The sequence below is a fragment of the Nocardioides plantarum genome, from assembly GCF_006346395.1.
Lineage (GTDB): Bacteria > Actinomycetota > Actinomycetes > Propionibacteriales > Nocardioidaceae > Nocardioides > Nocardioides plantarum.
The window spans coordinates 464,024-486,420 of sequence record NZ_VDMS01000002.1 but is presented as its reverse complement, the minus strand read 5'-3'; the positions used below and the strand labels follow the sequence as shown (position 1 = coordinate 486,420).

At 72.0% G+C, this 22,397-nt stretch carries 23 protein-coding genes; 14 read left to right on the top strand and 9 right to left on the bottom strand.

Annotated features, from left to right (window positions below):
• Positions 1-44: 44 nt before the first annotated feature.
• Both FJQ56_RS14285 and FJQ56_RS14280 read left to right on the top strand, forming a co-directional pair.
• The gene (locus FJQ56_RS14285) at positions 45-833 is read left to right on the top strand and encodes a GNAT family N-acetyltransferase (RefSeq protein ID WP_140010220.1); all 789 of its coding nucleotides are present in this window, start codon (positions 45-47) and stop codon (positions 831-833) included.
• A gap of 88 nt (positions 834-921) precedes the next feature.
• Positions 922-2,115 (top strand): glycosyltransferase family 4 protein, encoded by a 1,194-nt coding sequence (locus tag FJQ56_RS14280; protein ID WP_140010219.1) that lies wholly within the window; start codon positions 922-924, stop codon positions 2,113-2,115.
• Between the two features lie 4 nt (positions 2,116-2,119).
• Here FJQ56_RS14280 and FJQ56_RS14275 read toward each other — a convergent pair whose 3' ends face one another.
• From FJQ56_RS14275 to FJQ56_RS14255, 5 genes are all read right to left on the bottom strand, one after another.
• Positions 2,120-3,202: an LOG family protein gene (locus FJQ56_RS14275; RefSeq protein ID WP_140010218.1), complete on the bottom strand. Its 1,083-nt coding sequence runs from the start codon at positions 3,200-3,202 to the stop codon at positions 2,120-2,122.
• 22 nt (positions 3,203-3,224) lie between these two features.
• The gene (locus FJQ56_RS14270; RefSeq protein ID WP_140010217.1) at positions 3,225-4,076 is read right to left on the bottom strand and encodes a serine protein kinase RIO; all 852 of its coding nucleotides are present in this window, start codon (positions 4,074-4,076) and stop codon (positions 3,225-3,227) included.
• Between the two features lie 158 nt (positions 4,077-4,234).
• Entirely contained in the window at positions 4,235-4,600 is a 366-nt protein-coding gene (locus tag FJQ56_RS14265) for a rhodanese-like domain-containing protein (protein WP_140010216.1), read from the bottom strand.
• 62 nt (positions 4,601-4,662) lie between these two features.
• Positions 4,663-5,124: an Lrp/AsnC family transcriptional regulator gene (locus FJQ56_RS14260; protein WP_140010215.1), complete on the bottom strand. Its 462-nt coding sequence runs from the start codon at positions 5,122-5,124 to the stop codon at positions 4,663-4,665.
• A 28-nt stretch (positions 5,125-5,152) separates the two neighbouring features.
• Positions 5,153-6,574, bottom strand: coding sequence for an aspartate aminotransferase family protein (locus tag FJQ56_RS14255; RefSeq protein WP_140010214.1), 1,422 nt, complete (start codon positions 6,572-6,574; stop codon positions 5,153-5,155).
• 93 nt (positions 6,575-6,667) lie between these two features.
• On the opposite strand from FJQ56_RS14255, the gene FJQ56_RS14250 reads away from it, so the two are divergent.
• The 4 genes from FJQ56_RS14250 (at position 6,668) to mctP (ending at position 11,728) form a co-directional block, all read left to right on the top strand.
• Complete coding sequence (locus FJQ56_RS14250) at positions 6,668-8,113, top strand: gamma-aminobutyraldehyde dehydrogenase (RefSeq protein ID WP_140010213.1); 1,446 nt, start codon at positions 6,668-6,670, stop codon at positions 8,111-8,113.
• Between the two features lie 206 nt (positions 8,114-8,319).
• The gene (locus tag FJQ56_RS14245; protein ID WP_140010212.1) at positions 8,320-9,759 is read left to right on the top strand and encodes a M1 family metallopeptidase; all 1,440 of its coding nucleotides are present in this window, start codon (positions 8,320-8,322) and stop codon (positions 9,757-9,759) included.
• Positions 9,760-9,788: 29 nt separating this feature from the next.
• A complete protein-coding gene (locus FJQ56_RS14240; protein WP_140010211.1) occupies positions 9,789-10,061 on the top strand; it encodes a DUF3311 domain-containing protein in 273 nt (90 codons plus the stop codon).
• Complete coding sequence (mctP, locus tag FJQ56_RS14235) at positions 10,058-11,728, top strand: monocarboxylate uptake permease MctP (protein ID WP_140010210.1); 1,671 nt, start codon at positions 10,058-10,060, stop codon at positions 11,726-11,728. The genes FJQ56_RS14240 and mctP overlap by 4 nt, the downstream gene beginning before the upstream one ends.
• 62 nt (positions 11,729-11,790) lie before the next feature.
• On the opposite strand, the gene FJQ56_RS22200 is transcribed toward mctP, so the two are convergent.
• The gene (locus FJQ56_RS22200) at positions 11,791-12,381 is read right to left on the bottom strand and encodes a TetR/AcrR family transcriptional regulator (protein WP_170215413.1); all 591 of its coding nucleotides are present in this window, start codon (positions 12,379-12,381) and stop codon (positions 11,791-11,793) included.
• Positions 12,382-12,525: 144 nt separating this feature from the next.
• On the opposite strand from FJQ56_RS22200, the gene FJQ56_RS14225 reads away from it, so the two are divergent.
• The 5 genes from FJQ56_RS14225 to FJQ56_RS14205 all read left to right on the top strand — a co-directional run bounded on the left by FJQ56_RS14225 (position 12,526) and on the right by FJQ56_RS14205 (position 17,334).
• Positions 12,526-12,720: a hypothetical protein gene (locus FJQ56_RS14225; protein WP_140010209.1), complete on the top strand. Its 195-nt coding sequence runs from the start codon at positions 12,526-12,528 to the stop codon at positions 12,718-12,720.
• 31 nt (positions 12,721-12,751) lie between these two features.
• Entirely contained in the window at positions 12,752-13,861 is a 1,110-nt protein-coding gene (gene dxr / locus FJQ56_RS14220; protein WP_246084162.1) for a 1-deoxy-D-xylulose-5-phosphate reductoisomerase, read from the top strand.
• A 1-nt stretch (position 13,862) separates the two neighbouring features.
• On the top strand, positions 13,863-15,233 hold the full coding sequence (locus FJQ56_RS14215; protein ID WP_140010208.1) for a M50 family metallopeptidase: 1,371 nt from the start codon (positions 13,863-13,865) through the stop codon (positions 15,231-15,233).
• 71 nt (positions 15,234-15,304) lie between these two features.
• Positions 15,305-16,462 (top strand): flavodoxin-dependent (E)-4-hydroxy-3-methylbut-2-enyl-diphosphate synthase, encoded by a 1,158-nt coding sequence (gene ispG / locus FJQ56_RS14210; RefSeq protein ID WP_140010207.1) that lies wholly within the window; start codon positions 15,305-15,307, stop codon positions 16,460-16,462.
• Between the two features lie 26 nt (positions 16,463-16,488).
• Positions 16,489-17,334 carry a GNAT family N-acetyltransferase gene (locus FJQ56_RS14205; protein WP_140010206.1) on the top strand — a complete coding sequence of 282 codons (846 nt, stop codon included), beginning with the start codon at positions 16,489-16,491 and terminating at the stop codon, positions 17,332-17,334.
• Here FJQ56_RS14205 and FJQ56_RS14200 read toward each other — a convergent pair.
• The gene (locus tag FJQ56_RS14200; RefSeq protein WP_140010205.1) at positions 17,324-17,989 is read right to left on the bottom strand and encodes a DUF4328 domain-containing protein; all 666 of its coding nucleotides are present in this window, start codon (positions 17,987-17,989) and stop codon (positions 17,324-17,326) included. The two genes, FJQ56_RS14205 and FJQ56_RS14200, sit on opposite strands and share 11 nt — an antisense overlap.
• Before the next feature lie 56 nt (positions 17,990-18,045).
• Here FJQ56_RS14200 and FJQ56_RS14195 point away from each other — a divergent pair, with 56 nt between their 5' ends.
• Positions 18,046-18,414: a DoxX family protein gene (locus tag FJQ56_RS14195; RefSeq protein ID WP_140010204.1), complete on the top strand. Its 369-nt coding sequence runs from the start codon at positions 18,046-18,048 to the stop codon at positions 18,412-18,414.
• Here the strand turns inward: FJQ56_RS14195 and FJQ56_RS14190 are convergent.
• Positions 18,377-19,411: a hypothetical protein gene (locus FJQ56_RS14190; protein WP_140010203.1), complete on the bottom strand. Its 1,035-nt coding sequence runs from the start codon at positions 19,409-19,411 to the stop codon at positions 18,377-18,379. The two genes, FJQ56_RS14195 and FJQ56_RS14190, sit on opposite strands and share 38 nt — an antisense overlap.
• A gap of 605 nt (positions 19,412-20,016) precedes the next feature.
• Here FJQ56_RS14190 and FJQ56_RS22195 point away from each other — a divergent pair.
• A complete protein-coding gene (locus FJQ56_RS22195) occupies positions 20,017-20,379 on the top strand; it encodes an anti-sigma factor family protein (protein WP_170215412.1) in 363 nt (120 codons plus the stop codon).
• Complete coding sequence (locus FJQ56_RS14180; RefSeq protein ID WP_140010201.1) at positions 20,376-21,020, top strand: RNA polymerase sigma factor; 645 nt, start codon at positions 20,376-20,378, stop codon at positions 21,018-21,020. The genes FJQ56_RS22195 and FJQ56_RS14180 overlap by 4 nt, the downstream gene beginning before the upstream one ends.
• Positions 21,021-21,054: 34 nt before the next feature.
• Here the strand turns inward: FJQ56_RS14180 and FJQ56_RS14175 are convergent, their stop codons facing one another.
• Positions 21,055-22,371, bottom strand: a complete 1,317-nt coding sequence (locus FJQ56_RS14175; protein ID WP_140010200.1) for a diaminobutyrate--2-oxoglutarate transaminase — start codon at positions 22,369-22,371, stop codon at positions 21,055-21,057.
• Positions 22,372-22,397 lie beyond the last annotated feature (26 nt).

The window sequence follows — 22,397 nt, the reverse complement described above, 5'->3', positions numbered from 1 at the left end:
CTGGGCCCCACGACGAACCAGGACCCACCGGGCAGGATCGCCGCATGACTCCCGACGCCGTGGCGGCCGCCAGCGCCGCCTGGACCTGGTACCCCGCCGATGCCACCACCGTCGAGACCGACGACTACCTGCTCGTGCGGTGGCCCGACTACTTCGTGGCCCGGCCCGGGCTGATCCGCCTCGACCCGGCCTCGGCCGTCGAGGACACCCTCGACGAGGTGGGCGGCCAGGTCCGGGCCTGGGGCTTCGACGAGCTCGTCGTGTGGGTCAAGCTCGACGCGCCGGCCGGACTCGAAGCGGCGCTGCAGGCGCGTGGCGCCGCCCTCGACGAGACGGTCGACGTGTTCGCGCTCGACCTGGCCGGCGGGCCGCCCGTGCTCGGCGTACCCGACGACGTCGAGATGCGGTGGCAGGCCGACGAGGCCACCACCCGCGACGCCATCAGAGTCGGCATCGAGGCCTTCGACGAGGGCTCCATGCCCGACGACGACACGGTGTCCCGGCTCGCGGCCGAAGCGGCCGACGACCTCGCGTCCGGACGCGCGGCGTGCGCGCTGGCCTACCTGGACGGCCGCCCCGTGGGCTCCGGCGGCCTGACTCTGGTCGACGGCGTCGCCCGGCTCTGGGGCGGCGGCGTGGTGCCCGACGCGCGGGGCCGCGGCGTCTACCGCGCCGTTCTCGCCGCCCGGCTCGACCACGCCGTCGAGCACGGTGCGGCACTCGCCCTGGTCAAGGGCCGGGTCGAGACCTCCGGACCGATCCTGCGCCGTGCCGGGTTCGCGGTGTTCGGTCAGGAGCGGTCCTACGTCGTCCCGGTGCCGCCGACCGGCTGAGCGGAGCGACCTGACAGGCAACTTCTGTTCACGCGCGGTCCACGCATCGACCGCCGGTCGTTGACGGAGGATGCCTAGCGTCAGCGTCATGGCCGACGTGCTCCCGCTCGCCCGTCCTGCACATCCCCCCACCTATCCCGTCGGTGAGGCCCGGCTCCGCGTCCTGGTGGTCGCCGAGTCGTTCCTCCCTCAGGTCAACGGCGTGACCGGATCCGTACGCCGGGTCCTGGACCACCTCGCAGCCGAGGGCCACCAGGCCGAGGTCGTGGCCCCCACCGGGCCCGACGTCTACGCCGGGTTCCGCGTGCGACACGCCCGCGGCGCCACCCTGCCGTTCTACAAGGACTTCAAGATCGGCCTCGAGACCCGACGCCGGCTGCGCCGCACGATGCTGCGCTTCGCCCCCGACGTCGTCCACATCGCCTCGCCCGCGACCCTGGGCTACCAGGCCGCCAAGGTGGCGTCCGAGCTCGGCATCCCGAGCGTGGCGATCTACCAGACCGACCTGGTCGGCTTCGCCGAGCGGTACGACGTCCCCGGGGGCGCCGCGGCGATGGCGGCCCTCACCCGCCGCATCCACACCCGGGTCGACCGCACCCTGGCCCCCTCGTCCGCCAGCCTGAGACAGCTGGCCGACCTCGACGTCCCCGGCACCGCCTTGTGGCCGCGCGGCGTCGACCTCGAGCAGTTCCGCCCCGACCGCCGCGATCCCGCCCTGCGGGCCCGCCTCCTCGGCACCGACGACCGGCTGCTCGTCGGCTACGTCGGTCGGCTCGCCCCGGAGAAGGAGCTGGAGCTGCTCACCGTCCTGGCCGACGACCCCCGTCACGCACTGGTGGTCGTCGGCGGGGGACCGGAGGAGCAGCGGCTGCGTGCGCTGCTTCCCCGGGCGCACTTCCTCGGCGTCCTGCACGGCGACGACCTCGGCGCGGCCTACGCCTCGCTCGACGTCTTCGTCCACACCGGACGGCACGAGACCTACTGCCAGTCGGCCCAGGAGGCCCTCGCGTCCGGCGTCCCGGTGGTCGCCCCGCGCCAGGGCGGACCGGTCGACGTGGTGGACGACGGCACGACCGGCTTCCTCTACCGGCCCGGCGACGCGGCCGACCTGGCGTCGTACGTCGACGTCCTGCACGCCGACCCCGCCCGCCGGCGACGGATGGGCATGGCGGCCCGCGCGGCCGTCGCGGACCGGTCGTGGCGCTCGGTCAACGAGGCGCTGATCGGCCACTACCGCGAGGCCATCGCGGCGCGTGCCGAGTGGAACGCGCTGCCCGGCTGAGCGATCAGGCCGTGAGCAGCGCGGCCGCCTCGTCGACGGTGTCGACGAGGTGCACATGGTCCTGCATCGCGCGACCTCGCGCCAGCGACTCCAGCAGCGGCCAGGCCGGGTAGGTGTCGGTCCAGTAGGTCCGTCCCACGAGGACCATCGGCGCGATCGAGGTCTCCTCGGCGTAGTAGTTCTCGCACGCGTCCTGGAACACCTCCTGGACCGTCCCGGCCGCGCCGGGAAGGACGACGATGCCGGCGTTGCAGATCTCGAGCAGGACCGCCTCGCGCACGGCGTTGCCGACGTACTTGGCGATCGTCGTCGCGAAGACGTTGGGCGGCTCGTGGCCGTAGTGCCACGTCGGCACCCCCAGGGTGGCGTGCGGCTCCGGGAGCCCGGCGACGGCGGCCCGGGCGCAGGCCAGCCAGTCGTCGACCGAGGGCCGGTACGACGGCACCTCGGCCAGCGCCACCAGCGCCTGGTCGAGCGCCGACGCGTCGAGGTCCGCGAGGCGGGCGCCGAGGTTGGCGGCCTCCATCGCCCCGGGCCCGCCGCCGGTCGCGACGACGAGCGACCCGCCCAGTGCCCGACCGAGCCGGGCCGCGTCGGCGTAGCCCGGCTCGCCGCGCTGGGCGGCGTGCCCGCCCATCACCCCGGCGATCCGACGCCCCGACACGAACCGGGTCAGGGCGTCGTCGATCGCGTGGTCGTGCAGGGCCGCGGCGAGGGAGTCGTCGCGACCGGGCACGCGCTGGGCCCAGGCGTAGGCGCGCGCGTCGAGGCTGCGCGGGTAGGGCGTCCGGTCGTAGAGCTCGTCGGCGGTGTAGAGGTGGGGGCGGTAGACGTCGAGCGGCGAGGACCCCACCGTCGGCAGCACCAGGGCGCCCGCCGCGACCAGCGCGTCGGCCTCGCCCGGCGCGAAGGAGCAGCCCAGGAACGTCGTCCCGCGCACGTCGTACGCCGCCAGCGCGGCCGCGCGACCGACCAGGTCGAGGCGGTGCAGCCGCCAGGACCCGAGGCGCGTGGCACCCGCGGCGAGCCGGCGGTCGAGCTCGGCCAGCGACTCGACGTGGACCACGCGTCCCCGGGTGCGCTTCACGGCACCGAGGCTACGTCGGCGCTCAGAAGGCGTGGGCCATCAGGTCACCGAACAGCTCTTGCTCGTCGGCGCCCTCGAGCCCCTTGCCGCGGAACCAGGTGCAGATGTTGGTGCAGTCGCGCAGCAGGTAGTCGAAGCCGTTGACGTTGCCCACCAGGTCGACGATCTGCGGCAGGTCGATGATCACCAGGCGCTCGCCGGCGGCCAGGATGTTGTAGGCCGACAGGTCACCGTGCACGACCCCCGCCTGCACCATCGTCGCCAGCGCGTCGCGCAGCTGGTCGAAGTACGACGCCAGCAGGGCCGGCTCGGGCCGTGTCTGGGCGAGCCGAGGGGCGCTGTCGCCGTCGACGGTGATCCACTCCATGAGGATCTCGGTGCCGTCGATCTGCACCGGGTAGGGCACCGGCAGGCCGAGCGACCACAGCCGCTTGAGGGCGTCCCACTCCGAGGCGGCCCACTCGCCGGAGGCGACGAGCCGGCCGAAGGTGGACTTGCGCTTGACCGCGCGCTCGTCGCGCGAGCGCTTCATGGCGCGGCCCTCGGTGTAGCCCGCCGAGCGGTGGAACGTGCGGTGATCGGCCGACCGGTAGCGCTTGGCGGCCATCACGACGCCCCGGTCGGGCTCGAGCGGGTCGGCGCGCTCGAGCAGGAAGACGTCGGCCTCCTTGCCGGTCTTGAGGATGCCGAGCTCGGTGTCGACGGCGCCCTGCGACGTCACGACCCAGTCGGGCCGGGGCTCGGGCCCTCGGGACAGTGGCTCGACGCTGAGCCAGGTCGACCAGCGCTGGGCGCCGTCGTCGACGTCGTCGTAGGTCGTCCAGTCGAGCGCGAAGGGGTGGGAGGGGTCAGGAGTGGAGTCCTGGGAGGTCATGGGTGGTGGTGCTCGTTTCGAGGAGGGGGGCGTGGTCTGCGGGCAGGCCAGGGACAGTCATGGACATGTCAGCTCCTCTCGGACGGCACCGGTGCGCTCACCGACGACTCGGTGCCCAGGATGGACGCCGGTGCCCGGCGCGCGCAACGGGATTGTCATCAGGCCGCGGCGGCGGTGGTCTCGATGTGCAGCTCGCCGACGCGCTCCCAGGCGTCGTCGACGTGGACGACGTCGCGGCCGGCGAGGTGCAGCAGGCGAGCGGCGATCCCGGCGCGGTAGCCGGAGCGACAGTGCACCCACAGCTCGCCCGGCGGCACCCGGCCGCCGGCGGTCTCGACCTCGTGCACCGGCAGGTGCAGCGCGCCGGGGAGGTGACCGTCGAGCCAGTCGTCGTGCGGGCGTACGTCGACGACGAGGGGCGCGCTGGACCCGGCGGCCTCGCTGCGCACGCGGGCCTCGCGGTACGCCGCCCAGTCGGCCCGGCGGTAGCTGCCGGTCGGGGGGTCCTCGCGTTGGTCGGCCACGGTATCTCCTTAAGTCACCAGACTAAGTAGAGATATACCAGAGTGGCCCTGGACGACCCTTCCTAGCGGACGCCCCACGAGTAGGACTGCTTGCGCAGGCCGAGGTACATGAACGTCTCGGTCGCGGCCACGCCGGGGATGGCCCGGATCCGGGTGGAGATCAGGTCGAGCAGGTGGTCGTCGCTCTCGCAGACGATCTCGGCCAGCAGGTCGTAGCGTCCGGCCGTCACCACGACGTAGTCGACCTCGTCGAGCGCGGCCAGGGCGTCGGCGACCGGCTCGAAGGCGCCGGTGACGTTGACGCCGATCATGGCCTGGCGGGCGAAGCCCAGCTGCATGGGATCGGTGACCGCCACGATCTGCATCACGCCGGCGTCGACGAGCTTCTGGACGCGCTGGCGCACGGCGGCCTCCGACAGCCCGACCTGCTTGCCGATGGAGGCGTAGGACTGGCGGCCGTCGTGCTGGAGCTGCTCGATGATCGCCTTGGCGACGTCGTCGAGCGGGGCCGGTGAAGGTGTCACCGCACCGACCTTAGTAGGGCCGGTCGTCTCACATCATCGAGCCGGCCTTGTCCAGGACGGTGCGCAGGATCTGCTCCATCTCGTCGAAGTGCGTCTGGTCGCAGACCAGCGGCGGGGCCAGCTGGATCACCGGGTCGCCGCGGTCGTCGGCGCGGCAGTAGAGCCCCTCGGCGTACAGCTGCTTGGAGACGAACCCGAACAGCAGCCGCTCGCACTCCTCGGCGGTGAAGCTCTCGCGGGTGGTCTGGTCCTTGACCAGCTCGATGCCGTAGAAGAACCCGTCGCCGCGCACGTCGCCGACGATCGGCAGGTCCTTGAGCCGCTCGAGGGTCGACCGGAAGTGGGGCGCGTGGGTGCGCACGTGCTCGAGGACGCCCTCCTCCTCGAAGATCTGCAGGTTCTTGAGCCCGACCGCGGTCGAGACCGGGTGGCCGCCGAAGGTGTAGCCGTGGGCGAACATCGCCTTGTCCTCCAGGAACGGCGCCATCAGCCGGTCGCTGGCGATCATCGCGCCGAGGGGGGCGTAGCCCGAGGTGATGCCCTTGGCGCAGGTGATGATGTCGGGCTGGTAGCCGAAGCGCTCCGCGCCGAACATGTGCCCGAGGCGCCCGAACGCACAGATGACCTCGTCGGAGACCAGCAGCACGTCGTGCTCGTCGCAGATCTCGCGGACCCGCTGGAAGTAGCCGGGCGGCGGTGGGAAGCAGCCGCCGGCGTTCTGGACGGGCTCGAGGAAGACGGCCGCGACGGTGTCGGGGCCCTCGTTCTCGATCGCGACGCCGATCTGGTCGGCGGCCCACCGTCCGAAGGCCTCGTCGTCGTCGCCGTCGGGTCCCGCGGTGCCGGCCGGCGCGCGGTAGATGTTGGTGTTGGGCACTCGGAACGTCGAGGGCACCAGGGGCTCGAACTGCTGCTTGAGCAGCGGCAGGCCGGTGATCGACAGTGCTCCCGCCGTGGTGCCGTGGTAGGCGATGGTGCGGCTGATGACCTTGTGCTTCATCGGCCTGCCGGTGAGCTTGAAGTAGTTCTTGGCCAGCTTCCACGCCGACTCGACGGCCTCGCCGCCCCCGCTGGTGAAGAAGACGCGGTTGAGGTCGCCGGGGGCGTAGGACGCGACCTTCTCGGCCAGCTCGATCGCGCTCGGGTGGGCGTAGGACCACAGCGGCATGAACGCCAGCTGCCTGGCCTGGGCGGCGGCGGCCTCGGCCAGGTCCTCGCGGCCGTGCCCGAGCTGGCTCACGAACAGCCCGGCCAGCCCGTCGAGGTAGCGCTTGCCCTTCGAGTCGAAGAGGTGCACGCCCTCGCCGCGGACCATGATCGGCACGTCGGCGGTGTCGTAGGCGCCGTGGCGGGTGAAGTGCATCCAGAGGTGGTCCTTGGCGGCCCGCTGCAGGTGGCCCTCGTCGAAGGTGCCGGCCGGGCCGTCGGCGAGATGAGAGTCGTGGGACATGCCCCCATCGTGCGCGGTCAAGTGGCGTTGGAGCAAGCGGATCCGTGGTCAGACCGTCGACACGCGACGGAATCCGCAACTAGGGTGCATGTCATGCCAGCCGAGCCGACCTTCCACAACGTCATCGGCGGCGAGCTCGTCGCGGCCGCGTCCGGGACGACGTACGACGTCGTCGACCCCAGCACCGGCGAGGTCTACGCCCGGGCGCCGCTGTCGGGCACCGAGGACGTCGACCGGGCCTACGCCGCCGCCGCGACCGCCTTCGAGACCTGGGGCGAGACCACCCCGCAGGAGCGGGCCCGGGCGCTGCTCCACATCGCCGACGCGATCGACGCCCGCGCCGACGAGATCGTCGACGTCGAGGTGCGCGACACCGGCAAGCCGGTGGGCCTGACCGCCTCGGAGGAGCTGCCGCCCAGCTCCGACCACGTCCGGTTCTTCGCCGGTGCCGCGCGCGTGCTCCAGGGCACGTCGGCGGGGGAGTACCTCGCCGACCACACGTCGTACGTGCGACGTGAGCCGGTCGGCGTCGTCGGGCAGGTGACGCCGTGGAACTACCCGCTGATGATGATGATCTGGAAGATCGCGCCCGCCCTGGCCGCCGGCAACACCGTGGTGCTCAAGCCCAGCGACACCACGCCCGCCAGCTCGACGCTGCTCGCCGAGATCTGCCAGGAGTTCCTGCCGCCCGGCGTGCTCAACGTCGTGTGCGGCGACCGCGACACCGGACGGCTGCTGGTGTCCCACCGCACGCCCCAGATGGTGTCGATCACCGGGTCGGTGCGCGCCGGCATGGAGGTCGCCGGCGCTGCGGCGGCCGACGTCAAGCGGGTCCACCTCGAGCTCGGCGGCAAGGCGCCGGTCGTCGTGTTCGACGACGCCGACGTGGCCAAGGCCGCCGGTGCGATCGCGGAGGCCGGACTCTTCAACGCCGGACAGGACTGCACCGCGGCCGCCCGGGTCCTGGTCGGCTCGGGCGTGCACGACGAGTTCGTCGCCGCGCTCACCGAGGCCGTGCGCGGGCTGCGCACCGGCCCGCCCAGCGACGGGGACGCGTTCTACGGCGCGCTCAACAGCGCCGACCAGCTGGCCCGGGTCACCGCGATGGTCGACCGGCTGCCCGACCACGCCGTGCTCGAGACCGGCGGCGCACGGGTCGGTGACGTCGGCTACTTCTACGAGCCGACCGTCGTGTCCGGCGTACGCCAGGACGACGAGCAGGTGCAGGACGAGATCTTCGGGCCGGTCATCACCGTGCAGCGGTTCGGTGACGAGGCCGAGGCGCTGCGCCTGGCCAACGACGTGCGCTACGGCCTGTCGTCGTCGGTGTGGACCCGCGACCACGGCACCGCGATGCGGATGTCGAAGCGACTCGACTTCGGTGTGGTCTGGGTCAACACCCACATCCCGTTCGTCTCCGAGATGCCACACGGCGGCTTCAAGCACTCCGGCTACGGCAAGGACCTGTCCATGTACGGCTTCGAGGACTACACCCGCGTCAAGCACGTCATGTCGTGGATCGGGACCAACGGTGGTTGAGGTGCGAGCGGAGCGAGCCTCGAAACCACGCACGTAGCAGACCAGGTCGCCGAGATCGGCTGCGGGGTCTCGAGGCTCGTCGCCAGGGCTCCTCGCACCTCGACCGACGTAGGGGACGGGTACGGAACATCGGATCCTGCTGACCGCGACGGCGACCCGCAGGCAGCGCGAGCGGGGCCGCGGTCGGGTAGGTCTAGGTTCGGGCCATGCGTTCTCGGGCCGTCCGGCTGGTGGCCCCGGTCCTGGTGCTGGCCGTGACCGCCCTGGCGGCCCTGGCTCCGTCCAGCGCGGCCAGACCCTCCAACCCGATGCCCCCGGCCCGGCCGCAGGTGGGCGCGTCGGGGATCGGTGACCCCTACTGGCCGCTCGACGGCAACGGTGGCCTCGACGTGCGCCACTACGACATCGCCGTCCGCTATGACTTCGACACCGGTCGGCTGACCGGTACGACGACCCTGCGGGTCCGGCCCACCGCCGACCTGTCGCGCTTCGGTCTCGACCTGCTGCTGCCGGTCTCGACGGTGACGGTCGACGGCAGGCCGGCGACGTTCGACAAGCCCGCACGACACGAGCTGCGGATCACGCCGCAGGAGCCCCTGGTCCGCGGCACGGACGTCGACGTCGTCGTGGGCTACGCCGGGGACCCCAGCCGGATCTCCTACGCGGGCGAGTCGCGCTGGCTGGTGGGGGCCGACGAGGTCGTGACGGTCGGACAGCCGCACATGGCGCCGTGGTGGTTCGCCGCCAACGACCACCCCCGTGACAAGGCGACCTTCGACATCACCGTGACCGGTCCCGCGAGCTACCAGGCGGTCTCCAACGGGCTCCCTGTCCAGCGCACGCTCACGGGCGCCGAGGCGACCACGCACTGGCGCTCGGCGCACCCGATGACCACCTACAGCGCGTTCTTCGCCCTCGGCCGGTACGACGTCGAGCAGACCTCGCGGGCCGGGCTGGCGTCGTACACCGCCGTCTCCAGGTCGCTCCCGTCCTCCGAGCGGTCCCGCGCGGCGACCAGCCTGCGCCGTACCGGCGCGATCACCGCCTGGCTCGAGACGCGGCTGGGTCCCTACCCGTTCGAGTCGACGGGGGGACTGGTCACCTCGCAGCGGGTCGGCTACGCACTCGAGAACCAGACCCGTCCGGTCTATCCCGGCCCGCCCGCGCGAGGCCTGCTCGTGCACGAGCTGGCCCATCAGTGGTTCGGCGACTCGGTGTCGCTGCAGCGGTGGCGCGACATCTGGCTCAACGAGGGGTTCGCGACCTTCATGGAGGTCGCCTACGCCGAGCGCCACGGCGGTCCGAGCGCGCAGCAGTGGCTGCGGGGGGCGCGCGACGACCAGGTCGGCTCGCGCTGGTTCTGGCGCGTCGACCTGACCGACCCCGGCGCCGGGCGGATCTTCGACCCGGCCGTCTACCAGCGCGGTGCGATGACGCTCCAGGCGCTGCGTCACCGCATCGGCGAGCGCCGGTTCTGGCGGCTGCTGCGCACCTGGACCCACGACCGACGACACGGCACCGGCAGCACCTGGGCGTTCCGCACGCTCGCCGAGCGGATCTCGGGCCAGCAGCTCGACGACTTCTTCTCGACCTGGCTCCGCGAGCCGCGCCCGCCCGCACCGACCCGGTCCAACGGCCTTCACTGAGGACGGGCCGACGGGGTAACGTCCGTCACATGAGTCTCGGGAGCTCGGGCGAGCAGCAGCGCCCCGACCGCCAGCACCTCGACGTCCCCCCCACCGACCGGCGCAAGATCGTCGCCGCGTGCGTGTGCCTGGCGATCCCCGTGGTGGCCCTGCTCTGGGTGCCCGCCTACGCCCGCGAGGACCCCAGCATCGGCGGCGTCCCGTTCTTCTTCTGGTACCAGTTCGTCTGGGTGTTCGTCTGCTCGGCACTGACGTGGACCGCCTACAAGCTGGTGCAGAGCGCCCGCGGGGGCAAGCGATGAGCGCGCCGCTGGTCACCGACTCCAGCGTCAACTGGACCGCGCTGGTCGTGCTGATCGCCCTGTTCCTCGTGGTCACCGTGCTGGGCTTCATGGCCTCCCGGTTCCGACGTGGCGAGAAGCTCGACAGCCTCGACGAGTGGGGGCTCGGCGGCCGCAAGTTCGGTACCTGGGTCACGTGGTTCCTGCTCGGGGGCGACCTCTACACCGCCTACACGTTCGTGGCCGTGCCGGCCGCGATGTTCTCGCTCGGTGCGGTCGCGGGGTTCTTCGCCGTGCCCTACACGATCATCCTCTACCCGATCATCTTCGTCTTCATGGCGCGGCTGTGGTCGGTCAGCCACCGCCACGGCTACGTCACGACCGCCGACTTCGTCCGCGGCCGGTACGACGACCGGCAGCTCTCGCTGGCCGTGTCGGTCACCGGGTTCGTGGCGACGATGCCCTACATCGCCCTGCAGCTCGTCGGCATCCAGGCGGTCCTCGAGGTCGCCGGCGTCGGCGGGGGCGACAACGTCCTGGCCAAGGACGCGCCGCTGCTCGTGGCGTTCGCCGTGCTCGCGGCCTACACCTGGTCCTCGGGCCTGCGGGCGCCGGCGGTGATCGCGTTCGTCAAGGACGCCCTGATCTACATCGTGATCATCGTGGCCGTCATCTACCTGCCCTCGCAGGTCGGCGGCTGGGACGAGATCTTCGGGGCGGCCAAGGACAAGATGGCCGCGCCCAACCCCAAGACCGGCGCGCCGACCGGGAGCTTCATCCCCGGCGACGGCCAGATGTGGGCCTACGCGACCCTGGGCCTCGGCTCGGCGATGGCGCTGTTCATGTACCCCCACTCGGTGACCGCCAGCCTGTCCTCCGGCAGCCGCAACACGATCCGCCGCAACGCCGCCATCCTGCCGGCGTACTCCTTCGTGCTCGGTCTGCTCGCGCTCCTGGGCTGGGTGGCCATCGCCGCCGGCACCGACGTGACCGGCCTCGACGGCAAGAAGAACGCCCAGCTCGTCGTGCCCCAGCTCTTCGAGGACTTCTTCCCCGACTGGTTCGTCGGCGTCGCGTTCGCCGCGATCGCCATCGGTGCGCTCGTGCCGGCGGCGATCATGTCGATCGCCGCGGCCAACACCTTCTCGCGCAACATCTACAAGGAGTGGCTCAAGAAGGACGCGACGCCGCAGCAGGAGGCCAAGGTCTCCAAGCTGATGTCGCTGGTGGTCAAGGCGTTCGCGCTGGTCTTCGTGCTGACCCTCGACAAGCAGAACGCGATCAACTTCCAGCTGCTCGGCGGCATCTGGATCCTGCAGACGTTCCCCGCGATCGTGTTCAGCCTCTACACGCGCTGGTTCCACCGCAAGGCGCTGCTGGTGGGCTGGGCCGTCGGCATCGTCTACGGCACCGTCGAGGCCTACGGCGTCGCCAGCACCTCCACGGACCACTTCGGCGGGAGCCTGGCCGAGGTGCCCGGCCTGGGCGACATGGGCTACATCGCGATCACGGCGTTCGGGCTCAACCTGGTCGTCACGGTCCTGCTGACGCTGGTGCTCCACGCCCTCAAGGTGCCCAACGGCACCGACGTGACCGATCCCGGCGACTACCACGCCGACGCCGACGACCCGCGGGTCCAGGCCGACCTCGCGGTCGAGGAGCCGCTGGCCCACCAGCCCGACCGCTGATCCCCGACTCGCGGTCAGCCGGCCAGCCGGCCAGCCGGTCAGCCGCTCAGCAGCTCAGCAGCTCAGCCGGTCGGCCAGTCGGGTCGGTCGCGGAGCGTGAGCCTCAGCGCGTCGGCGACGAAGGCGTCGCGCCCGTCGCGCGGCAGGGCGAGGGCGGCGAGCAGGATGCCGTCGAAGGACGCGACGACGACCGCGGCGTCCGACGCGGGACAGGGCACGTCGCGGGCCCCCAGCGCGCCGGCCACCAGGTCGATCACCCGGGCCCGGCCGGCCCCGACGGCCTCGGCGATGACCGGGTCGCGGCCGGCCTCCAGCGTGAGCTCGATCTTGGCCAGCAGCAACGGGCTCTCGTCGAGCCACCGGGCGAACATCGCGGCGACCGCGTCCAGGGCCTCGGTGCTGCCCGGGTCGTGCTCGGCGGTCTCGCGCAGCACGCTGTCCACGTCGTCGATCAGGCGCTGGGTGATCCGCTCCGCCAGGGCTAGGTGGAGCGCCTGGCGGGTGCGGAAGTAGGCCGAGGTCGTGCCCTCGGCGAGCCCGGTCGACCGGTCGACCGCGCGGTGGGTGAGCCCGCGCAGGCCCTGCTCGACCACGACGTCGAGAGCGGCGTCGAGCAGGAGCGAGCGGCGTTCGGCGGCAGCAGGACGGGCCATGGGTGCTCCTGGTCTCCAGATCGGCGGGTGCGGGCGGTGCGGGCGGGGATGTGGCGCAGGAGACATTGTCCACGTGTTGTCTCCGGGCACCCCCGGGCGTATCTTCTACATAAGTAGTAACTACACCTGTAGAAGGAGATTGTCATGACGTTCGACCTGCTTCCCAACCTGGCCCCCTGGTTCATCGGCTTCGCCATCGTCGTCGCCCTGAGCCTGGTCCTGGCCGCCGTCGCCGTCGTCGACGCGGTCCGCACCTCGCGCCGCGCGCCGCAGGCCCGCCCCGTCGAGGCCACCGACCGCCCGACCCCTCGCGCGACCGCTCGCCTGCACCACGCCTGAGTCGCTCGACCCGGCCTGACAGACTCGCCGGGTGTCGTCCTCGCCCAGCATCGAGCGCCGTGACGTCGTCGTCCTCGGATCGACGGGGTCCATAGGCACCCAGGCCCTCGACCTCTGTCGGCGCAACCCCGACCGCTTCCGGGTGGTGGGGCTCACCGCCGGCGGTGGCAACCGCAGCCTCTACGAGTCACAGGTCGCCGAGTTCGCCCCGGTCGTCCACGGTCTGGGGGAGCAGGCGTCGACCGACGCGGCTGCCTCCCCGTGCGACGTCGTGCTCAACGGCATCACCGGTGCCGTGGGCCTGCGCCCGACGCTGGCCGCCCTCGACGCCGGGACGACGTTGGCGCTGGCCAACAAGGAGTCACTGATCATCGGCGGCCCGCTGGTGCGCGACCGTGCTCGTCCCGGCCAGATCGTGCCGGTCGACTCCGAGCACAGCGCCATCGCCCAGAGCCTGCGCGCCGGCGCGGCCGGCGAGGTGCGTCGTCTGGTCCTGACGGCGAGTGGCGGCCCGTTCCGCGGCCGCACCCGCGCCGAGCTCGCCTCGGTGACCCCCGAGCAGGCCCTGGCCCATCCCAACTTCTCCATGGGCAAGGTCATCACGACCAACTCCGCGACGCTGGTCAACAAGGGACTCGAGGTCATCGAGGCCCACCTGCTCTTCGACGTGCCGCTCGACCGTGTCGACGTGGTCGTGCACCCCCAGCAGCTGATCCACTCGATGGTCGAGTTCGTCGACGGTGCCGTCGTCGCCCAGCTCGGGCTGCCCACCATGCTCGTGCCGATCTCGCTCGGCCTCGGCTGGCCCGACCGGGTCCCCGGTGCGGAGACCCCGATCGACTGGACCCGGGCGGCCGACTGGCGCTTCGAGCCGGTCGACGACGTCGCCTTCCCGGCCGTCGACCTCGCCCGGGAGGCCGGCCTGCGGGGGAGCACCGCCCCCGCGGTCTACAACGCCGCCAACGAGGTGTGCGTCGAGGCGTTCCACGCCGGCCGGCTCGGGTTCGTCGACATCGTCGACCGCGTCGCCGACGTCCTGCGCGCCCACGACGTACCCTCGACGCAGACCCTCACGGTCGACGACGTCCTCGCCGCCGACGCCTGGGCCCGCGACCTGGCGCACCACCTGATCGGAAACTGACTTGACGGTCCTTCTCTACGTGCTCGGCGTCGTGCTGTTCTTCGGCGCGATCCTCACTTCCATCGGCCTGCACGAGCTCGGCCACATGATCCCGGCGAAGAGGTTCGGCGGGAAGGTCACCCAGTACTTCGTCGGCTTCGGACCGACCGTGTGGAGCAAGCAGGTCGGCGAGACCGAGTACGGCGTCAAGGCGATCCCGCTGGGCGGCTACGTCAAGATCGTCGGGATGCTGCCGCCCGGCGCCGGCGACCTCGTCGACAGCGTCGAGACCGACGCCGACGGCAACCAGGTGCAGCGCATCCGCAAGTCCAACACCGGACTGTTCACCCAGCTGGTCAGCGACGCCCGGGCCGCCGAGTGGGAGCTCGTCGAGCCCGAGGACTCCGAGCGCCTGTTCTACAAGATGGCGTGGTGGAAGAAGGTCGTCGTGATGGCCGGCGGGCCGACGGTCAACCTGCTGATCGCCTTCTTCCTGTTCTGGGGCGTGTTCGCCCTGCACGGCGTCGAGGGCGACCCCGAGGTCAACCCCGGCCAGCCCGTGGTCAGCCAGGTCTCCGAGTGCCTCATCCCCTACGCCGAGGGCCGCACGGTGTGTCGGGCCGGCGACCCCGAGACCCCGGCCCACGCGGTGGGGCTGAAGCCCGGCGACACGGTCACGTCGTTCGCCGGCGTCCCCATCACCGACTGGACCCAGCTGCGTGAGCTGATCCGCGACAACGGCAAGGGCGAGGTCCCCATCACGTGGAAGCGTGACGGCCGCACGCTCTCCGGCGAGGTCTCCACCACCGTCCAGGCCCGCCCCGACCCCGACGCCCCCGACGACAAGGTCCTCACCGAGGTCGGCTTCCTCGGGGTGACGCCGGAGTCGACGGTGCCGGTCACCAAGGGCGGCCCGCTGTTCACCCTCGGCCAGATGGGCCACATGACCGTCGACACGGTCAAGGCCATCGGCACCCTCCCGGTCAAGGTCTACGGCGTCGGCGAGGCGATCGTCGGGGTCAAGGACCGCGCCGCCGACAGCCCCGTCAGCATCGTCGGCGGAGGCCGCTTCGCCGGCGAGTCGACCGCGAGCGACCGGCTCGACCTCGGCGAGAAGGTGCTGTTCCTGGTCCTGCTGGTCGCCGGGTTCAACCTCTTCATCGGCCTGTTCAACTTCGTCCCGCTGCTGCCGCTCGACGGCGGCCACATCGCCTCGGCCCTGTGGGAGGCCGTACGCCGCGGCCTGGCCCGGCTGCGACGCCGGCCCGACCCCGGCTACGTCGACGCCGCCAAGCTGCTGCCCGTGGCCTACGTCGTGGCCAGCATCCTGCTGGTGATGGGCGTGGTGCTGATCGTCGGCGACCTCGTCGCTCCCGTCGCCAGCCCCTACTGACCCCACCCGCCCACCACCGATCGGGTGGCGGTGAATCCTGTCGGCGAGGGGCCCCGCAGTAGCCTGGAGGCATGAGCGCGACACCGATCAGCCTGGGCATGCCCGCCGCTCCACCGCCCGTGCTGGCGCCGCGGCGTACGACCCGGCAGATCAAGGTCGGCAAGGTCGGCGTCGGCAGCGAGTCGCCGGTCTCGGTGCAGTCGATGACCACGACGGTGACTGCCGACGTCAACGCCACGCTGCAGCAGATCGCCGAGCTCACCGCGACCGGCTGCGACATCGTGCGGGTCGCCTGCCCCGACCAGGTCGACGCCAACGCGCTGGCCGAGATCGCCCAGCACTCGCAGATCCCGGTCATCGCCGACATCCACTTCCAGCCCAAGTACGTCTTCGCGGCCATCGACGCCGGCTGTGCCGCGGTGCGGGTCAACCCCGGCAACATCCGCAAGTTCGACGACCAGGTCAAGGAGATCGCCCGGGCCGCCCAGGACCGCGGCACCAGCATCCGGATCGGGGTCAACGCCGGCTCGCTCGACAAGCGGATCATGGAGAAGTACGGCAAGGCGACGCCCGAGGCGCTCGTCGAGAGCGCGATGTGGGAGGCCAGCCTCTTCGAGGAGCACGGGTTCCGCGACTTCAAGATCTCGGTCAAGCACAACGACCCGGTCGTCATGGTCCGCGCCTACGAGCTGCTCGCCGCGGCCGGCGACTGGCCGCTCCACCTCGGGGTCACCGAGGCCGGCCCCGCCTTCCAGGGCACCATCAAGTCGGCCACCGCGTTCGGCGCCCTGCTGAGCCAGGGCATCGGCGACACGATCCGCGTCTCGCTCAGCGCCCCGCCGGTCGAGGAGGTCAAGGTCGGCATCCAGATCCTCCAGTCGCTCAACCTGCGGCCCCGCAAGCTCGAGATCGTCAGCTGCCCCAGCTGCGGCCGCGCCCAGGTCGACGTCTACACCCTCGCCGAGCAGGTCACCGCCGGCCTCGACGGTCTCGAGGTGCCGTTGCGCGTCGCCGTCATGGGCTGCGTCGTCAACGGTCCCGGCGAGGCGCGCGAGGCCGACCTCGGCGTCGCGTCCGGCAACGGCAAGGGCCAGATCTTCGTCAAGGGCGAGGTCGTCAAGACCGTCCCGGAGTCCCAGATCGTCGAGACGCTGATCGAGGAGGCGCTGCGCATCGCCGAGGGCATGGAGTCGATCGAGGGCGCCACGGCCGAGGTGTCCGTGTCCTGATCATGGCGACGCCCTAGGGTTGGCGCGTGCCAGCCAGTCGTCACGGGGTCCGGGTCCTGGGGACCCCCGATCTCGAGGCGTTCCTGCAGCTCGCCAACCGCGATCCCGTCGTCAACGTGTTCGCCCTCTACCGGGCCCGGACGACGAGCCTCGAGCCGCGCTGGCTCGGCGGCGAGATGTGGGGCCGCTTCGAGGCCGGTGAGCTGGTCGCCGCGTGTCACGTCGGTGCCAACCTGGTGCCGATCGAGGCGACGCCCGACGACGCCCGCGCCTTCGCCGAGCGCGCCCTGACCCGCAACCGCACCGCGACCACGATCGTCGGGCCCCACGAGGCGGTCCGCACCTTCTGGAACGGCGTCGCCGGCTCGTGGGGCCGGCCCCGCGAAACCCGGTGGATGCAGCCCCACATGGTGATCGACGGTCCGGCCGAGGTCGAGGCCGACCCGTTCGTGCGTCGTACCGAGCGCGCGGACCTGCCACTGCTCTATCCCGCGTGCGTCGCGATGTACACCGAGGAGGTCGGGGTCTCGCCCGAGGCCGGCGGCACCGGCGACCTCTACCGCGCCCGCGTCACCCAGCTGATGTCGCGCGGCTGGTCGTTCGCCCGCTTCGACGGCGGCCGGCTGGTGTTCAAGGCCGAGGTGGCCTGCGCGACGGCCGACGCGGCCCAGATCCAGGGCGTGTGGGTGCCGCCCGACCGCCGCGGCGAGGGCCTGGCCGTCGCCGGCATGGCCGCCGTGGTCGCGATGGTGCGCGCCGACATCGCTCCGCACGTCTCGCTCTACGTCAACGAGTGGAACCAGCCCGCGCGCCGTGCCTACCGGCGGGTCGGCTTCAAGGAGACGGCCCGGTTCTCGACCGTCATGTTCTGACCCGGGAGGTCCGCTGCACGATGCCGACCCACAGGACGAGGGCCACCACCAACGCCATCGAGGAGAGCGCGGACGTCGCGAGGATCCCCGCCGTGGGGTCGCCGGAGTCCTGCCGGTCGTAGAACCCGAGGGAGAGCCGGTCCAGCACGACGGCCAGCAGCCAGAGGGTCCACCACCACCCGAGCGACACGCGGTACCGAGGCTCGACGGCCCGCTCGTGCACCTCCCGCACGACCCGGAACGGCCACACCAGGTTGGCGAACGGGACGACCCACGAGGCGAACGTGCCGGCGGTGCCGTGCGCGAACGACCCGGCCCCACCCAGCCGCTCGCGCTCGGCACGCAGCCAGAGCGACGTCACGACCCACAGGGGCAGCAGGAGCAGCAGCGAGGCGACGACCAGCACGGCCCCGAGCGTCGAGGCGCCGTCGGGGTCCCGGCCGTTGGCCTGGTCGAGGGTGGCGAGGCCCAGCGGGACCTCGGCCAGCACCGTGAGCCCGGTGTAGACCGCGCTCAGGACGACGACCCCGATCGCCAGCATCCGCGCGGTGTCGTGGTGGGGTCGCTCGGCCGATACCGGGGGGAGGCTGATCGGCGGCTTGCCGTGCGGACGGGCCCTCGGGGCGGCGTACGACGGGGTGGGGGGCTCGGTCACGGCGGACACTGTACGAACCGCGACCCGTTGCCGCTCGGGTTTCCTAGGATGTGCCGGTGACCCTCCAGCGCAGCACCCGGTTCCTCGCCCTCGGCTTCCTCGGCAGTGGCCTCGTCCACCTCGTCAAGCCGGAGGTCTACGAGCCGATCATGCCGTCGTGGGTGCCGGCGCACCGCGAGGTGGTCCTCGGCAGCGGAGTCGCCGAGATCGCGCTGGCCGTCGGGCTGCTCACGCCGGCGACCCGACGCCTGGCGGGCTGGGGGAGCGTCGCGCTGCTCGTCGGGGTCTTCCCGGCCAACCTCAAGATGGCGACCGACTCGCTGGCCACCGACAAGACCGCGCTCAAGGTGGGCGCCTTCGCGCGGCTGCCCGGTCAGTGGCCGATGATCAGGGCCGCACTCGCGGCGACCAGGCGCGAGGGCTGACCCCGCGGCCGGTCGCGACCTGCCGGAAGTCGGGGCTGGTGCTCAGGACCGTGGCCCGCACGCAGGTGCTGCCGGTGCAGCGCACGATCGCGGCCTTGTCCTGGCCGAACGTCGCGAGCAGCAACGCCTTCTCGGACTCCCAGCGCATCAGCCCGAAGTGGCCGGACACCCGGTACGTCGCCAGCAGGCTGCCGTGGATGCTGCGCGTCGTGACCCGGTTGGGACCCCGTCCGTCGGTGAGCTTGGCGACCGTGGCGACGCGCTTGCCGTCGGGCGAGAACGCGTCGACCCGCTCCTGGCACGACCTCCACAGCCGGGTCGTGGGCCGAGCAAGGCTCGTGACGAGCGTGCAGCCGCCGTCGTAGGGGTCGCCGTCGAACGTCGCCAGCCGGCCGGCGCCGAGGTCGGCGCGGTAGCCGAAGCGACCGGTGATCTTCTTCACGGTCCCGGCGCCGAGGTCCCAGGAGATCGTGCCGGAGTCGGGACCGCCCACGACGGCCTGGTCACCGAGGATGTCGAGGACGCGCGGCGCCTTGCTGAAGGCCCGCTGGGTGTAGCGGGTCCCGTTGCTGACTCGTAGCACGTCGATCTTGGTGCGGGTCGAGGTCTGTGACCGGGTGATCGCGATCAGCCCGCCGTCGGAGGCCAGGACCACGTCGTCGGGGGTCGTGCCGCGCGCGATGACGCGCTCGCTGCCGCCGGGGCCGACCCGGAGCGTCGACCAGGCGCCCTTGCGCTCGACCAGCACGACGTACTTGCCGGCGTGCTCGCCGAGCAGGTCGACGTAGCTGCCGGGGACCGACACCCTGACGTCGCCGTCGATGATCGTCTTGCTCGCCAGCGAGGCGAGGTGGGCGCCGGCGACCTCGGCCCCGCGGGTGAGGCTCTCGGGGCGGATGGTCACGGTCGAGGCGGCGTGGGCGGGTGCGGGAAGGGCGACGGCTCCGGCCGTCGCGCCGATCGCGACGGCGCAGAGGGTGGTCAGCAGCTTGTTCATGTGGACTTCTCCCGAGTGGATGTCGTGGATGGTGCCTGAGGTGACGTGTGGAGGTCGTACGCCGCGCGTCGGCCTCCGCCCAAGAGACGCAGCGAACGACGGGTTGGTTGCTTCGGGCGGGCGGCCCCGCAGCCTGAGGTCATGATTCCCCGTACGTCGACCCCGGCGCCGTCATCTCGGCCCGGACCCGGGCGATTGGTCGAAAGGACACGGGGCTGCCGCCGGGGGTGGTACTTTCCCGTCGGTCGCCCAGGTGCCGGCTTCGCACGCCGGTCGGGGGCCTGCCGCAGGTCGGCTCCACACGCTGGGGAGGGCTCATGGAACGCAACGGTGGTGCAGGTCCCGCGTCAGGTTGCGAGGAGGCGACGACCGCGCTGACCACGCGGCCTCGGGAGCGAGAGGCACGCACGTCCGACCCAGACCATCGGTCGCCCGTCCCGTCGAGCCCTGGTCTGCTCGTCGGCGAGTCACGCTCGGGTGATGAGCTGATCCATATGCTGGTCGCTCGGCAGGAAGGTGTGCTGCTGACGTGCGAGCCGGCTCCGGTCACGACGGAGGTGGCCGAGCCGGGCAAGACTCGCTTCCGATCGAGAGGACTCAAGCCGATGGCACCGCCGCCCGAGGAGCACGAGGCCCACGACGCCCCGTCAGACCCGTCAGACCCGGCCGACCCGTCAGACCCGGCCGACCTGTCCGCGTCCGACCTGCTGCCGTCAGGGGTCGACTACCCGTGCGTGGACCTGGTCGAGAGGATCACCGACTACCTCGAGGGGGCGCTGGGCCGCGCGGAGGTCGCCGCCATCGAGTCCCACCTCGACGTGTGCGACGGGTGCACCCGCTACCTCGCGCAGATCCGGCAGATCATCGCCACCTCGGCTGCCATCGCCGATCCCGGGCGCAGCGCGGAGCTCGACGACGCCGTGACCGCGATCTTCCGCGACTGGCACGCTCGAGGTCGGTCTCGGTGACCGAAGCCACGCAGGTCACTCGGGACCTGGCCTGCGTTGCCGCACTCCTCGACGGGTCGGACCAGGCGTTCCGCGAGCTGGTGGAGCGGTGTCAACCGGCGATGCTGCGGTTGGCCAACGTCTACTCGCCCTCGGGCGCAGTCGCCGAGGAGATCGTCCAGGAGTCCTGGATGGCCGTGCTCGACGGGTTGGCGTCCTACCAGGGCCAGGCCCAGCTGCGCAGCTGGATCTGCAGCATCGTGGTCAACATCGCCCGCCGCTACTCCGCACGCGAGTCGCGAGCCACCCCGCTGGCCACCCTGGCCCACGCCGAGGGCGAGGGCCACGACTCGTCGGTCGCGATGGACCGCTTCTTCCCACCTGGCTCCGAGTACGCCGGTCACTGGCGTTCGCTGCCGAGCGACTGGTCGGAGCGCCCGGAGACGGCCGCCCTCTCCCAGGAGCTGCGCGACGTCATCTACCAGGCCGTCGAGACGCTGCCCGAGGCCCAGCGGGTCGTCGTGGTCCTGCGCGACCTGGAGGGGTGGGCCCCCGACGAGGTGGCGACGGTGCTCCAGGTCACCGCCGGGCACCAACGGGTGCTGCTCCACCGCGGCCGCGCCAAGGTGCGGACCGCGGTGGAGCACTACGTCGGGACCTGATCGGGGCCCACCCGGCTCGGACCGGGAGCAGGGGTCAGGCGACCTGCTCGAGCCGGCGGCCGACGTCCTGCCCGGAGCCCGCCTCGACGGACCGGGCCGTCTCGAGGACGACGTCCCCGATCACCCCCACGAACCCCTCCCACTCGGCCACCGTCGTGGTGATCGGCGGGAAGAACTTCAGCACCGTGCCGCCACCGCAGGTCTCGGCGATCACGCCGGCGTCGTACAGCCCGCGCTGAGCCGCGCCCGCCTGCTCGCTGCTCGCGAAGCGGAGCCCGCGCATCGCGCCCCGGCCGGCCACGCTGACCTGGTTCGCACCCACCTCGCTGGCCGCCGCCGCCACGGAGCGCAACGAGTCCCCGATGGCCTCACCCAGCGCGGCGACCCGGTCGCCGAGACCGTCGCGCCACAGGTCGAGCGCGGCCACGCCTGCGACGAAGGCCAGGTTGTGGCCGCGGAAGGTGGCGTTGTGACCGCCCGGCTCCCACTGGTCGAGGTGCCGGCGGATCAGCAGCATCGCCATGGGCAGCCCCATCCCGCTCAGCGACTTCGACTGGCACACGATGTCGGGATCGAACTCGAGGATCTCGTCGGTGCTCAGCATGGTGCCGGTACGTCCGCAGCCGGCCTGGATGTCGTCGAGCACGAGCAGCGCCCCCGCCTGCTGGGCGAGCCGTTGGACCCGGCGCAGCCACCCGGGCGAGGCCACGTGCAGGCCGCCCTCGCCCTGCACCGACTCCAGCAGGATCGCGGCCGGCGGTTCCATCCCGCTGCTGGGTCGGAGCATGTGGTCGAGCAGCTCGCTGGAGTCGATCCCGGCAAGACGCCGCTCGTAGGGCAGCATCGTGACGTTGTGCAGCGGTACCCCGGCCCCCCGCCTCAGCGTGGGGTTCGACGTGGCGGACAGCGAGCCCAGGGAGACACCGTGGAAGCCGCCGGTGAAGGCGATGACGTTGGTGCGGCCGGTGACCTGGCGGGCCAGCTTGAGCGCCGCCTCCACGGCCAGCGTGCCGGCTGGCCCGGGGAACTGCATGACGTGGTCCATCCCGCGAGGAGCCAGCACGTCGGTGGCGATCCTGGACATGAACTCCGCCTTGGCCGTGGTGTGCAGGTCCAGGGACTGGACCGGCCCGCCACGGGCCAGGTACTCGGTGACCCGCGCCACCATCTCGGGATGGTTGTGCCCGTAGTTGAGCGCACCGGCGCCGCACAGCAGGTCGACGTACCGCCGCCCCCCGGTGTCCCAGACGTAGGGACCCAGCGCCCGCTCGATCACCAGGGGGAAGTCGCGGCAGTAGCTGCGTACCTGGGACTCGTGTCGCGCGAAGACCTCGGTAGCCGTGGTGTCCATCTCTCGTCCTCTCGTCCTCTCGATCC